At 51.7% G+C, this 14866-nt stretch carries 12 protein-coding genes; all 12 read right to left on the minus strand.

Annotation, left to right across the window (positions count from 1 at the left end; translation table 11 throughout):
• Window positions 1-544 (minus strand): hypothetical protein (locus LAT75_RS12190; protein WP_291482947.1); only part of this gene is annotated, 544 nt, incomplete at its 3' end.
• Between the two features lie 198 nt (window positions 545-742).
• Entirely contained in the window at window positions 743-2080 is a 1338-nt protein-coding gene (locus tag LAT75_RS12195; RefSeq protein ID WP_291482948.1) for a R2-like ligand-binding oxidase, read from the minus strand.
• Window positions 2081-2225: 145 nt separating this feature from the next.
• Complete coding sequence (gene ytxJ, locus LAT75_RS12200) at window positions 2226-2624, minus strand: bacillithiol system redox-active protein YtxJ (protein WP_291482949.1); 399 nt, start codon at window positions 2622-2624, stop codon at window positions 2226-2228.
• On the minus strand, window positions 2624-4606 hold the full coding sequence (locus LAT75_RS12205) for an SUMF1/EgtB/PvdO family nonheme iron enzyme (protein ID WP_291482950.1): 1983 nt from the start codon (window positions 4604-4606) through the stop codon (window positions 2624-2626). The genes ytxJ and LAT75_RS12205 overlap by 1 nt, the downstream gene beginning before the upstream one ends.
• Window positions 4607-4649: 43 nt before the next feature.
• Window positions 4650-5579: a hypothetical protein gene (locus LAT75_RS12210; RefSeq protein WP_291482951.1), complete on the minus strand. Its 930-nt coding sequence runs from the start codon at window positions 5577-5579 to the stop codon at window positions 4650-4652.
• Window positions 5580-5581: 2 nt separating this feature from the next.
• Entirely contained in the window at window positions 5582-6640 is a 1059-nt protein-coding gene (locus tag LAT75_RS12215) for a hypothetical protein (RefSeq protein ID WP_291482952.1), read from the minus strand.
• A gap of 90 nt (window positions 6641-6730) precedes the next feature.
• Window positions 6731-7456: a hypothetical protein gene (locus LAT75_RS12220; RefSeq protein WP_291482953.1), complete on the minus strand. Its 726-nt coding sequence runs from the start codon at window positions 7454-7456 to the stop codon at window positions 6731-6733.
• A gap of 305 nt (window positions 7457-7761) precedes the next feature.
• Window positions 7762-8214: a ribonuclease HI gene (gene rnhA / locus LAT75_RS12225; RefSeq protein WP_291482954.1), complete on the minus strand. Its 453-nt coding sequence runs from the start codon at window positions 8212-8214 to the stop codon at window positions 7762-7764.
• Window positions 8215-8346: 132 nt separating this feature from the next.
• Window positions 8347-9216, minus strand: a complete 870-nt coding sequence (gene pyrF / locus LAT75_RS12230) for an orotidine-5'-phosphate decarboxylase (RefSeq protein WP_291482955.1) — start codon at window positions 9214-9216, stop codon at window positions 8347-8349.
• A gap of 371 nt (window positions 9217-9587) precedes the next feature.
• A complete protein-coding gene (locus tag LAT75_RS12235) occupies window positions 9588-11630 on the minus strand; it encodes a glycoside hydrolase family 97 protein (RefSeq protein WP_291482956.1) in 2043 nt (680 codons plus the stop codon).
• A 280-nt stretch (window positions 11631-11910) separates the two neighbouring features.
• The gene (locus tag LAT75_RS12240) at window positions 11911-13173 is read right to left on the minus strand and encodes an aminoacetone oxidase family FAD-binding enzyme (protein ID WP_291482957.1); all 1263 of its coding nucleotides are present in this window, start codon (window positions 13171-13173) and stop codon (window positions 11911-11913) included.
• A gap of 33 nt (window positions 13174-13206) precedes the next feature.
• A partial coding sequence (locus LAT75_RS12245; RefSeq protein ID WP_291482958.1) for a glycoside hydrolase family 13 protein occupies window positions 13207-14866 on the minus strand: 1660 nt, incomplete at its 5' end.

Raw genomic sequence — 14866 nt, forward strand, 5'->3', positions numbered from 1 at the left:
ATGAAGGCCAGAGGTCTTCAAACATAATGGTACCGAATTCACCTTCGGCCGGGAAATAATTCCGCACCGTATCAATCGGATCATCCATTAAACCTGCACTGAAGCTGTCATCACCGGCATCAATACCGCGACCTGAGGTTGCAGGGAGGTTATACTCGAACTCAACAGCACCGTTTCTGACCTGAACCTGAACCGGCTCTGCTGCCGGTGAATCCGGAAGTATATATACTGACTTAAGGTGTATGGGCAAACTGTGTCTGATAGCAAGTTCTCCGGAGTCGTTCAGGAAATAAGTTGCAAGTCTTCTGCCACCCTGATCAGGATGGTTGTTAAAAACATGAACTTTTCCGCCGCTAAGATCTGCTGCATTTTGCGAAGCAGCTTTAATCGTGAAATTAACGGCCTTGGTTGTAGCAAAATCGAAGTTATAAGGAACGTTAATCCCTAAAACATCTTCTTCCCCCAGCGATTTTAGACCGCTGTCGCACGCTATAAGTACAGCTCCGAACAGAACTGTTAACAGAAGGTAGCTTAGATTCTTCATGGCAGATACATTTTAATATTAATATTAGAGGTAGGTACTAATACTTACCTTGAGCATAATATCTAATGCCAACCTAATTGATTTATGTTTTTCGACGAATAGCCGTTTTTTATCGACGAATCGAAAAATAAATTAGTACTCAATTTGTAAAAGTAGTGTGCCAATACAAGCCTAACAACTTCCTTCAGTTAAAATTATTTACTGCCGTTGAATACTAAGCTTAGTCATCCTTTTTTTAAACTGATTGACTGCAAAATCAGCGAACCAGCTTTTTTCAAGATTAAAAGGCATAAGCTCATAGGGCCCGAATATTTCGTCCACTACATCAAGGGCCATACCGGCAAGGCGGCCGGCTTCGGTTTCGAACTCATCCCGAAGGTGCGGGTTGGCCTTAAGCAGACGCTCAATCAGATAGAGGCCAAATGCGATATGGCGGGATTCATCCCGCTTGAGAAGTCCGATACCTTCCCGCAAGCCCGGCAGCATATCCTGCTCAGTGAGCATGCGGTGATAGGCTTCGTAGCCGGTTTCCGCAAGTGTACCCTCTACGATCATATTATAGGTGAGCGACGCAAGCAGCTGGGCACGCGGGCTGCTGTCGTGATGCAGCCGCTGCAGGGCCGGTTCAAGCTCGCCGTGAAACAGATTGCGGTAGGCCGGCCCGTGATAATGCTCCATATCAAACGGTTTTTGGACCACATCCCGCAGAAACAATGCAAAGAACTCTGTGTGCTTGGCTTCCTCCCACAAAAAACTTGTGAGGAACATCTCTTCTTCAATACGGCCTTCCCTGGCGAGCACCTGTATGAGCGGCAGCAGATCGAGCGTTACGGCTTCCTCACCGCCCATAAACATCGCAGTAAGCCGGAAAATCAAATCTTTTTCTTCTTCTGAAAAGGTGAGCCACTGCTGCCGGTCCTGCTCAAAGTTAATGGCAGCGGGATTCCAAACCCCAAGCTGTTTTGCCTTCTGAAACAGCTGCATCGGGTAGCTGTCGAAATCAAGGCCGCGGCTTGTGGTTGCATAGCTTTTTCGTGTAGTATGCGGTGATCCATGCGTGGCCGTAGTTTTATCTGGTTTTCGTTCAAGCTGAGCGCATGCAGCTGCAAGCTGTTTTTTAAGCTCATGGGTTGCGGTAGCTGCGCCTGCCAGCAGTGCTTTGGCTGCATTACGCTGTAAGCCGAGCTTCATCATGCTCCCTTTTTCAAGGCGGATTGTACCGCTCATTATCATAAAGAGCGGATCTTTCTTCTCTTTAATTAGCTGCTCCCATACTTTTGCCGGCGCAGTAAGCACGATCGGCGTGTCTGAAATATCCGTTTCAGAAGCATAACGGATTTCTTCGCAGCGGCCGTTTTTTAAATCAAGGAAAAACCCGGCACAAGTTTCTTCATTTGGGAGGCGTAGGCCGTCTTCAAACCTAAGCAACAGCGCATCCTCCCATGCTTTTCCGTGTTGTGCATATGCGGAGTTGTTATTGATTTCAAACTGCCAGGCTTGCATCCATTGTCTGGAAAAAAGAGCTTTTTCATTCATGGTGAACTCAGTTAAGTATTGGCTGACGGGCGTAAAAAAGAAACTGAACAGATTCGGTTTCACACAGCCAATTTATGTAATAAAACCCCGGTATTACACCAATAAATACCGGGGTTTATGTTCATACCACGAATATGAGCGCTTTTCAGCTGTCAGCGATTTCGTTTAACGAATCCAAAACCGGTTCGGCACGCACTTCCCCATGTGAGCCGTGCCAGTATGCTTTTCCCTTATAGAGCAGTATTGCCTGAGGCGACTGATGTATGACACCACTTTTGCCGGCTATGTAATTTGATACCGGTCTTTCAGCACGTACATCCACAAAATAGACATCCGCATGAGGCATAATCTGCTCCAGGCTGCGCTCAAGGCTCATCAAAGAATAAGTACAGATACTGCATGCGAAACTGTGCTTGTAAATCAGTGCCGGGCGTGCCGATTCCTGAAACAGGGGGTCGGCAGCTTCAGGTTTTTCGAACCTTTGCCATTTGTCTGAAACAGCAGGTGCTGCTGAAAAAGATTTGAATCTATCCAGAAAACTCATTACCAGTCGCGGTCAAGCATGTCGAGTATGGTTTCACCATCCTCACCAATACCGGAGCTTACCGCAACCCGGAATCCGATTCTGGGTGAAGCATTGTGGCCTATTCCGAAATTTCTGACCCCGGAACCAATAAAGAAACGGGATGAAGCCCAGTTACCGCCACGATGGATTTTGCGGGGTTCATCAAGGGTGAAGTACAGCGAACTGGCGTAACGCTGATCCCGGTTCAGGATCTGATATGAATTGGAGTAGGAATCGAGTACCCATTCCGAAACATTACCTGCCATGTTGTACAACCCAAAGTCGTTGGGCTCAAAGGAATCAACCGGGGCCATAAGGGTGTACCCGTCAAGATTATAAACACCGGCCTCCTGCATGTAGTTGGCTAAAAAGTTGCCGCTCTGATCCTGAACAGTGTAGCCATCCCATGGGAAAACGCGCCCGCCAACACCTGATTTGGCGGAATATTCCCACTCCGATTCAGACGGCAGGCGGAAACCGGCCCACTCCGAGAACATCATGGCCTGATACCAGTTTACTGCAACTACTGGGTGATTGTCGTAGCGCTCGTTAAAAAAATAATCGTCAAACCTAAGTATGGTCTGCAGGCTGAGGTCAGTCCAGGATTCTTCTACAGGAAATAAAGAAGACACACCGTCGATATCTACGCCCTCCGGGAGATTTTCAGGGGTGAATTCGAGGTTTTGAAGGATTTCATCGAAGCTGAGACCGTCTTCCGTAATATAAGAGGCGTAATAATCGGCTCCGGGGAAATCCAGCCCCATAGCTGCAAGGAAAATTTTGTACTCTTTGTTGGTTACCGTGGTACGGCTTAGTTTGAAATCAGGCACAAAAACGCGAATACGACCGTAATTTTGAATCTGAAAAGGGTCTTCATCCATGTGTCCCAGTACAAAAGTTGAGCCGGGTATGCGGGAGAAACTCTTTCGGTAGGAGGTATTTCCCATTGCCACATCAGTAAACGTTACCCTTGCAGCCAGTTCATTTCGTTTCAGCCCTAATGTAGTTCTGTCGATGGCAATATCGCCGAATGCGTTGAAGAATTCCTGCCGCTGAGCTTCATTTTGGGCGTCCATTGTTTGGCGGATGTACTGAAACTGACTGCCCAGATCACGGCCAAGCCTGCGCTCCCTAACACCTCTGGATAGCGGTACGCGAAGCCCCAAAGCAACAACAACAGAATGGTTGGCATCATTGTTTTCACTTAACTGATTGATGCCGTCAAAGTAATCATTCAGAAAAACGTTATATCTGTAGGTTGCAAAAAACTCCGTGCCCATAATCATTGCTTCAATTCTGGCACCGAGTGCATAAGAAGGGATAGTAGTGGGGATAACCTCGCCTACGGCTTTTCCGCCCTGTGTTTTTCTGAGGGGGTAGTCCTGAGTCCACTCGTTCCGAAAGCCGGAACCGGGCACAACGGTCTGTCCGTTTTCATTTAGCAGGTAATCCGTTCGCGGGTTGTTGTACTGGTAGGCAAAAGTTGCTTCGGGGCTAAGAGCAATGGTGCCGTAAATCGGGATGCGTAAACCGAGGCCGATTTCAGGACCAATAGTTGTGTTTTTGATATTTCCGGGAATAAGACCTAATTCGGCATTTTCAAAATCCCAGCGTACAGTTGACCGCTGCAAGTCAGAATAATATCCAAGTACAGACAGTCCGAGTTTTCCGCTTGCAGTCATTCCCCAAAAATTATAGAAAGGCTTGTTAAGCGTGATGCGGATGCTGTAGCCGTTTATCGGCAGTGGTAGCGGATTGAAGACATTAGCAAAATTCCGGTAATTACCAATAAAGCTGGCTGTGCCGACTTCAAAATCGAGATCAAGATTTTTGAAAAGCCAAAAACGGGATTCTTGCAATTCTTCCTGTACCTGTGGCTGAGGCAATGCCTGCGCTTTGAGCTCACCGAACGGCAGCAAAATGAAGAGCACAAAAAAAGAAGCAATACTTGCAGGTTTCATATAAATCTGTCTTTAAAAATTATTCAACGTTAAAGGCTGAGTCTTAAGGTCGGTTGCGTCTGAGGATGTCGGGAATTTCGCCGTAGGTGAATTCCATCATTATTGAAAAGAGCTGTGTTTGCACTTCTTCACGGATAAAACCGAGCTCGTACTCAAAAGGCGGATCCATAGCCCGGGCAAGTTCAATGCCATCTATGCTGTAGAAAAAGTGCGGGTAACGAAACGACATGAGCAGATCGTAAAAAGAGGTCATGCCTTGAGAAGCAGATCGTCCGATTCCGCGCGAGAAGAAAAAATCTTTGGTCGTTTCATCATTGAAATCTATCAGAAAAGCGAGCCCGTTTTCAACATCGCTGAAAAAATCGTTGGGGTTATTATCGTATGTGATGCGGCCGGGATACAAGGCTGTGCCAAAAATAAGCTGATTAGGCTTAACCGTCATTCCGTTTTCATCAATCAGCACCTCGAATTCAAACTCAAATAAGCTAATTGCGGCAAGGTGGCTGTAGTAAGTTTCGTTGTCTTCAACAAAATTTCGAAGGTTGAATACGTCACCTCTCGACGGGATGAAAATCACTTCTCCTGTTCGCAATGAGGCTACCGTTTCCAGGTTGCGGTCAAGAGTAGCAATGAGTTCTTCATAGGGCAGCGGCTCATCCCTAACGAAAATACGCTGCATGCCTGCGCGCTGACTTGGCCTGACGGAATAAGCCTGAACGAGCCCGTCACGCATTGCATCGTTGAGTGAATCGCGAAGTGCATGCCAGAAGCGTTCGTTGTTTTGCCGGATGCGAATGAGATCTTCGTTTTCTCGTGACGTGGTATATCGCAAAAAAGGATCATGCGGCTCAATAAGGCCCGTGATGCGTGCTGTTGATTGCCATGAGGAAGAACGGGGTGCTAAAGTGGCCTGCCCCCAAACGTCAGCACAGAAAAAGAATACAAACAGTAAACCGGCGGCAAAACATCGCATAGTTATCTTGTATTAAGTGAAAAGAAATCCTGAAACTGATTAGTCGGTACCGGTTCAGTCAGGCCACGGTAGTTGATACGGTTCAGGGCCTGTATCTCAAAACGAACCTCACTGCCCCGGAGGTCACCGGCTAATTGCGACAATCTGAAAGGCCCGTAAATAACCTGGCGTGTTGCGCGGTTTCGTGCCGCATCCTGCGGTAAATCAGCCGCACGCAGGGTGATGGTTTGCGGCGGCCTGCCCTGCTGGTAAAAACTGAGCCTCAGATCTCCCATTTCATAACGTGCATCGTTGGGATAATCCTGAAGAAAGCTGGGATCCGGCTGAATTACGATTTCGATCTGATCATCATTGATGTTAACCAGATTTTGGGGGCCAAGAAGTTCTTCCGTCTGATGCCGGCGGATAAAAACTCTTGGCGGGGGCGGGGGCACAACCTCAAACCTGCGGGTATCAATGAGGCGGGGTTCACCGGATTCAGCAATCCGGAAAACAGAAATTGTAGTCTCATTACCGGCCGGCGACCATGAGATACGGCTTCCCGAAATTGTAAGCCCAACGGAAGACTCGCGAAGCTGAATTTCTGACTCCGAAAGCCCTTCAACCAAAAAGCTGAGATCATTTTGGGCGTTGCTGATGAGCCGCTGTGGTGTATTGCTTAGTACGTTAACAACAGGGCGGCGCACGGTAAAGCTGCGCTCAACAGGCCGTGATTCGACCCGGTTTTCCACAATTGATTCAATAAATACATTCGCAAGAAAGCGAACTTCTTTTTCGCGCACCTCAGCAGGTTCTCCCTCAAAAAGCTGCGATGTGTCAAAGGTAAATCTGCGCAATTCTTTATCGTAAACCAGACCCTCCGGACCTTCAATAATTTCTACACCGGGATTTGCAATCGTATTAATCCTGAGCCCGTTAAGCCCGTCACTTACAGGCTGATACAGAATATCGGCTATAAAGTCATCTCCGGTAAAGAGTATCCTGCTTTCAGGAATTGCTACAGGCCGCAGGTCATCACGGTCGATAACAACAGCCCCTGATTCAAGCTGATATGTTGACATAGCATACAACAGAATCGGCAGGTAAATTGCGGTCATGAAATATAACCGCAGCCTCATAATGTTACTTCCGCTTGGTGCTGGCATAAAGGATTACCTGCGGTTAAACTGATCGAATTTCTGAGAAGCCTGCTTTATTTGTTTGTCAAGTTCTGCTATGCTTTCAGACGCCTGCCTCAGGTTCTTATCGAGGGTCTCTACCCGCGCTGATAAGTCTGTTTCCTGCATTTTAACGAGAGAGCCCATATTCTGCTCATAAGCCTCAACCGACTGACCGAACCTTGCTACTCTTGTACCAAGCTGTATAAACTCATGCTGAAGCGCATTCATCTGCCGGTTGTATTCCGTTGTGGTTTCAGCCTGTTTTGCAATAACCTCTACGATCTCATCAAGCCGCTTATCAAGCCGGCTTTCAAGCTGCTGCTGAATTTGTTTTTTGAGCTTATCGGTGTAATCATCTCCTAATTCAATAGGTGCTGCCCCGGCAAACTGCTGTGAATACGACGGGCTCACGTTTTGTAAAAACTCAATATCCGTACTTTCAGGGTGTACTTCTTCGTAATCTTCGCCTTTTACAAAGCCCATTATAATGAACACCACGCATTCACCTAAAAACCCGATAGGCATGAATATCTGAAACAGCAAATCGCCGGTTTCAGCAGAAAGCAATCCCCAAAATGGCGGTTGCCAAAGTTTCATTAACACGCCAAAAATGGCAAATGCTCCAAAGAGTCCCACAAAAAACTGATCCCATTTGATGCGCCTGACAAGGTAATACAATGGAATATGAGCCGGACGATACTTGTCTTCTAAGTTCACACTTTTAAAATTAGTTTGATGAGATTACCATACCAATAAGACCGCAATTTAACTTGTTATACAGACCAATTTAAGCCTTAATTATGTAAGCTAAGAGGAATATTGAAATAATCAAACGTACAGTATCAATGAGCTGTTCTTTTTAACATCTGGTAAGGCTGCTGGTATATTATGTTTTTTTAATATTAAACACTTGAACATTAAATCCTCAGAGCTCCCCTCATTAATCATTTTTTATTAAGGGATACGCCCTTACTGAAACAAATCGGATTTTTTTTTACCAATCAAAGGTCGCTTTTGCGCACTTAATTCTGGCTGCGGCCTTTGAATAGCTCCGCTGCTTTAACAGCAAGCCTGTCAGCGCGCTCGTTTAGCGGCACTCCGGCATGCCCTTTTACTTTCACCCAGTGCACCTGATGGGGTTCCATGGCTTCAAGCAGCTCCATCCATAAATCCTGGTTTTCTACGGGTTTCTTGTCGGCTTTAAGCCAGCCTCTGCGCATCCAGCCATCTACCCAGCGCTGCTGGAAGGCATTTATAATGAGCGCGCTGTCGCTGTTTACTGAAACCTTACAGGGCCGGTTTAAGGCTTTTAGGGCTTCGATAACCGCTTTCATTTCCATGCGGTTGTTGGTCGTGCGGGCTTCACCTCCGCTTAGCTCTTTTTCCTTCCCGTTCCACGATAAGATCGCTCCCCAGCCGCCCGGACCGGGATTTCCGCTGCATGCCCCGTCGGTAAATACGATTACATGAGGCATTTTTTCAGGATTCAGTTTCTCTGACAAAGCTATCACATTTAGAAAAAACAGGGCTCAACTTCCGGCAGAGTATTTCTCAGCATCCGTTCAGCAATTCAGGCCCGGCAATATAGAAGATGCCGGGCCCGCCTGTCAATCTGCTTGTGTAAATGCCTCAATATTGCTTTTCAGCGGTTCAAAGACTTTTCTGAAGTGCTTTGTAGCCAGCATCACCGTCTTGTACCATTTATGCTCGTCTTCATCAGAAAACTCATAAATAATCGATCGCCCTACTACAGGAAACGCGGCATGCTGCCGGGCTGCAAGTAAGCTGACAAGTTCTTCAACTTTTCCGCCCTGCGCACCAAAACCCGGAATTAGAAGGGGTGCTTTCGGGAACAGGTCCAAAACAGGTGCAAGTTTTTCAGCCTGTGTTGCCCCCACAACCATCCCCAGAGTACCAAGCGCAAGGTCGTGCTCAGAGAGCTGCTGAAGACGCGTGGCAATTTCTTCGGATAGTGTTCGTCCGTTTTCCAGCTTTTGCAGCAGAAAGTCAGCGGCGCCGGGATTGCTCGTAAGCGTTAGCGCAAAAACTGCCCTGCGGCTGTCTTTCAAAAATGGCAACAGGGTTTCAATGCCCATAAGCGGGTTAAGCGTTACAGCATCGGCACGAAACTTTCTCATGTAAGCCTGTGCATACATTTGGGTTGTGTTGCCGATATCACCCCGTTTGGCATCAGCTATTAACAGCTTATCAAACGGAATAGCACTGCAAACCTGACCAAAAACGTCAAGGCCCTGATCGCCTAAAGCTTCAAAAAAAGCAAGATTGAGCTTATAACCCGCACAGTACGGGGTAGTGTGTTCAATTATTTCGCGGCAAAAAGTCGTTACGGCATCCGCTTTGGAAAAAGCTTTGCGCCTTATGATAGCCGGTATTTTTTCATAAACCGGATCAAGACCAATTATAAGGCTGGTGCCGGCAGTTCCGACTGCCACACGCATTTTATCTTTAAAATTCATCTACAGTTCTCTTTTGAGTGTCCTGCCGTTTTTGTTTTCGGCTCTATATTTATGAAATGACGTAACATTGGAATCAACTTTCTTTTTATACAAGTGTTTTGAAGATAATTAAATATTAGTCTTATTGCGACTATATTCTAACGTAGTTTCAGTTTTTCCTGAAACTTACCGCTCTTTCACACTAATGATAACCTCCATTATGAAGTTTGCTGCCCGGCTGTTACCCCTTTTTACTTTTATAACAGCAGCATCTCAAATCATATAACGCCTTATAAATCATGACCTCTCTAAATTAGCGATGCAAAAAGCCCTGCCGATTTGCTCAGCAGGGCTTTTTAGGGGTTGCACCAAAGGTGTAAAGCCCTGCCGGTTTAATCAAGCGGCACAAACCGCACCGCTATGCCACCGCCCGCTGCAAGGCGAACCGGCAGCACGGTGCTGCTGTTTACTTCGGATTCTGTGAATTCGAGGGCGTAGGGGTTGTGCTCCCAGTGCGCATCAGAGGCGTCGTGATAGATTTCGGCGCGGTAGCGGCGGCCTTCATCCAGAAATGAGAGCGGCGTTTGCAGCAGCCGTCCCTGTTCGTTGGTGATGCTGCCCAGAAACCATTCATCGCTGTTGCGGTCTTTACGCACAATGGTGATGAAATTACCGATACTGCCATCCAGCACCTGCGTGTCGTACCAGTCAGCCGGCACATCTTTGATGAACTGCAGCGGCAGCGGTGCGTTTTCGTAGTTTTCGGGCAGGTCGGCGGCCATCTGCAGCGGACTGTAAATTACCACGTAAAGCGCCAGCTCTTTGGCGAGGGTGTGCGGCACGCGGTTATCCGGGCGCCATTCTTCAAAAAGCAGGTCCACGACGCCGGGCGTGTAGTCAAACGGCCCGCCAAGATTTCGGGTGAAGGGCAGCATGAGCACGTGATCGGGCGGGTTGCCGCCGTTCTCGCCCCAGGCGTTGTATTCCTGCCCCCGGGCTACTTCGCGGGTCATGAGGTTGGGCCAGGTCCGCCGCAGGCCGGTATCCTTCACCCCTTCGTGCACGTTCAGCGAAATGCGGTGCTGCGCCGCCAGCTCTACCACCCGCTGATGATGCTCAACCATGTGCTGCCCGTGATGCCACTCATAATTGCGGTTTCCGTCGGCGTCCGTCCAGAAGATTTCCTGCCCGTGCCCCACGTAGCCGGTCTTGACCGCGCGCACGCCGAGGCGCTCGTACAGGGCAAAGGCCTCTTCCATCTGCGCTTCGTAATGCTCCACACTGGCTGAAGTTTCGTGATGCCCCATCAGCCGTACGCCCCGCTCCAATGCGTAGGCCGCTACGCCTTCCAGGTCGAAGGCGTCGTAGGCGCGGGTGAAGTCGAACACCACGCCATCGGCAAACCAGTCGCCTTCCCAGCCGGGGTTCCAGCCTTCCACGAGCACGTGATCAAAGCCGTGCGCTGCCGCAAAGTCGATGTAGCGCTTCGCGTTTTCAGTCGTTGCCCCGTGCCGCGGCCCCGGCTCCCAGGTTGACTTATCGAGGTGCATTTCCCACCAGATGCCCACATATTTGGCGGGCTGAATCCAGCTTGTGTCTTCGATTTTGTTCGGCTCGTTGAGGTTGAGGATGAGGTAAGATGTAATCAGATCACCGGGCCGGTCGGCTACCTGCAGGGTGCGCCAGGGCGTTACGGCCGGGGCCTGCGTGCGCACGCGGATGCCGTCGGCCCAGGGCATGAGGTTGGCTTTCAGGGTGTAACCGGCCACGCGTTCGAGCGTCATGGTGCTGTAGTTGGTGAGCGCCGCTTCGTGAAAGCTGAGGTAGAGGTCGTCTGCCGTGCGCATGGTGAGCGGGGTATGCACGGTGTCGACGGCGGCGAGCGGGGTGTTTTCGGTGAGGTATTCGAACCGGTTCCACTGATAGGCGCCTATCCACCAGCTTTCGTGATTGCCGGTGAGGGCGAACTCGGTAAGCTCATCATCAATCAGGATTTCCGTGAGGTTGGGCTGCTCCGGAAATTCGTACCGAAAGCCGATGCCGTCGTCATACAGCCGGAACACGATGTCGAGGCGCCGTGCCTGCGCATCCTGCTGCTGCAGCTGTACCCGCAGCTCGTTGTAGTGGTTTCGGATGAAGCGCTTCTCGCCCCAAACCTGCTCCCAGGTTTCATCGAAGGTTGAGCTTTGATGACCGATGACGGCAAAATTACCGTCGAGATCGGGCGCACCGGCCAGCTTAAAGCCGAGTTTGGAAGGCAGAATCAGCGGCTGACCCAAACGGCCGAGGGTGTACTGCGGCGCACCGTTTTCGAGGGTGAACTGCAATTGCAGCACGTTTTCGGGGGAGCTGATTTGCAGGGGCTGTGCTTCGGCCCGGTTTTCGGGCAGCACGGCCGCGAACGCAAGGCACAAAAGGATGCTCAGGAGGATCATAATCACATGTTTATGTTGTCAGGAAAAAGCCGGATGCACGGTTTTAGCGTGTCCGGCAGGATTCAAAAAATCAATAATCGAATATACGGGTTATCTTTTATTCCCGCCCGAAATAAGCCCGGCTGTACGACCCCAAAACTTGGTAACTCCTGACCTGCGCAGCCTAATACCGGCTTACCAGCTGATTCCATGCGCCATTTTTTTAGGGGGAAACTCCGTGCGCATCACGGTCTTTCGTGCCGGTACAAAACACCCGGACCTGCGGCACAGCCCGTGCTTTTCAGCCTGCGCCGCCCGCCTGCTTTTCTCCGGCCTTCATGCCGGCGAGGCGGCCGCTCACCCAGGCCCAGTAAAAATTGAACCCGCCGATGCGGCCAAATACGTCCGTAATTTCGCCGCACAGGTACAGGCCGGGGTGCAGCCGGCTCTCCATGGTAGCGGGGTTGATTTCCTCAAGGGGCACGCCGCCGCCGGTTACTTCCGCTTTGCGGTAGCCCTCATCGCCGCTCACGGGCAGCTCACAGGCGGTGAGCAGCTTCAGCAGGCGTTTGCGCTCTTCGCGGCTGAGCTCGGCGGCCTTGCGCTCGCCCAAACCTGACCCGGCTTCTGCCGCAAGCACATCGGCCAGGCGGTTCGGCAGGTGCTGCCGCAGGATGCCCGAAACCGTAGCGCCGCCTTTGCCGCCGAGGCGCTCCTTCCAGACCTCCTCCCCTTCGCCGTCCCAGCTGACTTCATACCGCAGGCCGGCACGTTCGATGCCTGTTTTGCGGGCAAATTCCTCCCGGTAAAAGTGCGAGACATCCAGCACGGCAGGTCCGCTGTAGCCGCGGTGCGTGAACAGAAATCCGGTCCGGCTCGCCTCAAACAGGCGCTTATCGCCCAGCATCACCCGCATGCGCACGTTCAGGCTGAGGCCGCTGAGGCCTTTGTGCGCGGCGTTGGTGCTCAGCAGCGGCGTAAGCGCGGGGTACACGGGCCCCGTGAGGTGACCGTGCGGCTTCAGGAAGCGGTGCCCCATACCATCGGTGCCAATCGTAGGCACCGAGAGTCCGCCGGTGGCCACAATCACGGCATCCCCCGTTACAACTTCGCCGGAAACCAGCCGAACCTGCCAGCCGGGATGCAGCGGCTCAAGAGCCTCAGCCGCGCACTCGTACCGGGTTTCCACTCCGACATCAAGGGCGCGCTGCAGCAGCAGATCGCGGACCTCCTTCGCGGAGTTGCTCACCGGAAACCATTTGTTCGAATCCTCCTCGCAGGCGAGCTGAAGACCAAGCTCATCGGTAAACCAGCGCTTGCAGCCGGCAACCGACCAGGTTTTGAAGATTTTTTTGAGGATGTTGGGGGATGAAGCCGTGTGATAATCCTGCAAGGTGGCTTTCACCGGCAGCACGTTGCAGCGGGTACCGCCGCTCATCAGAATTTTCTTGCCTGCCTGTTTGGTGCGCTCGAGCAGCAGCACCTGAGCGCCCTGCTCAGCCGCGAAAATGGCGGCTGTGAGGCCGGCCGCACCGGCGCCTAAAACCAGAAGTCTGCGCTGCATCAGAAAGGATGTGAGGTTTGGGATGCCATCACCCTACACCCGCTTTTTGAGTATAACTGCGCTGTTCGGGTGCATGGCACAGACCCCGCTTTCATCCATCCGGGCATTGATGGCAAAGAGCAGCTCCGCCTTGCCGTAGCCTTCGGGCCGCGGCTGATACATTTTGGTGCCGGTGTTAAAAACCACCAGGCAGGCTTCGTCGCCGAGCCAGCGCTCAAAACCGAAAACCTGATATTCATCGTCGGTAATGCGGGTGCGGTACTCGCCTTTGGCAAGCTCGGGGAAGGCTTTCCGGAGGGCGATGAGCGTGCGGTGCAGCGCGTGCATTCGGTGGTCGAAGCCGTACGACTCCGGCGCGCGGCCGGCTTCGTTCGGGAAAACGGCTTCGGCATCGTACTTCAGCTCCGGCCACACCATCGGCTTGCGGTTGCAGGGATCGTTGGGGCCCCACATGCCGGCCTCGTCGCCGTAATAAATGCCGGGCGAGCCGATGTAGGTCAGCTGAAACACGACCATCAGTTTTTGGATGAGGCGGGCCGTATCGTCAGGGCGGCCGGTTTTGTAGGCGGGATTCACCATTTTGGCGCGCTCGTAGTACTCGCTCCAGTTGCGCATGGTGAAGAGTTTGGAATTGACGATGCGGGATGCGACCCGGTCGGTATCGTGGCTGCCGAGCAGGTTGTGCATCACGTGCGTAACCTCGTGCGGGTAGGCTTCACGGAGCACGCGGAGCTTGGTGTCGAGTTCGGTCGGCAGGGCGTCGCTGCCGTCTTTGATGAAATACTCGGAGAGGGCGAACGCGAAGTTGTAGTTCATCACCGCGTCGAATTCGTCGCCTTTGAGGTAGGGCACCTGCTTTTCGGGGGCATCGATCACCTCGGCCAGCAGGTAGGCCTCCGGGTTGATGCTGCGAACGTGCTTGCGCCATTTTTTCCAGAAGGGATGCTTCACACAAAAAGCCACGTCGAGGCGCCAGCCGTCCACGCCTTTGCTGAGGTCGCCGTTGCCGAGCGGATCCATCCAGCGGCGGGTGATGTCGAAGATGTACTGCCGCGGCCCGGCGGTGATGCCGGCGCGGTTCTGCATGATTTCGGGCAGCTCTTTGAAGCCCCACCAGGTTTTGATATGCGTGCTGCCGTCTTCGGTTTCGTCGGCCCACTTTTCGACCTTCATCCAGTCGCTGAAGGCCGATTCCCGCTGCTTCTCTACCAGATCCAGATACACCCAGCTGTTGAGGCCCATGTGGTTGAACACGCCGTCGATCACCAGCCGGATGCCCCGCGCGTGCAACTCTTCGATGATGCGCAGGAAGAGCTTATCGGCGGAGGTCCACACCCAGGTTTTGGGGTCGTGCGGGGTTTCTGTGGCGATGAGGGCGCGGTCGCCCTCCGGGTCGGGCCCGAAATTGGGGTCGATGTGATGGTAGGTCGCGCCGTCGTATTTATGGCTCGAGGGCGCTTCAAAAAGCGGATTGAAATAGATGGCTTCAACGCCCAGATCCTGAAGGTAATCGAGGCGGTCGAGCACGCCCTGCAGGTCGCCCCCGTAGCGGCGGCGCTGAAGCGTGTCGGAGAGGTTCATGCCGTTATCCTGCTCGTAGGGCTGCCGTGCGTACCAGTCGGAGGTCCAGGGGTGGGTTTGGTACGGGGCTTCAAGGTTGTGCGGCCAGGCGTTGCGCTGATCGTGCAGCGTA

Source organism: Cyclonatronum sp. (genome assembly GCF_022565315.1).
Classification (GTDB): Bacteria; Bacteroidota; Rhodothermia; order Balneolales; family Cyclonatronaceae; genus Cyclonatronum.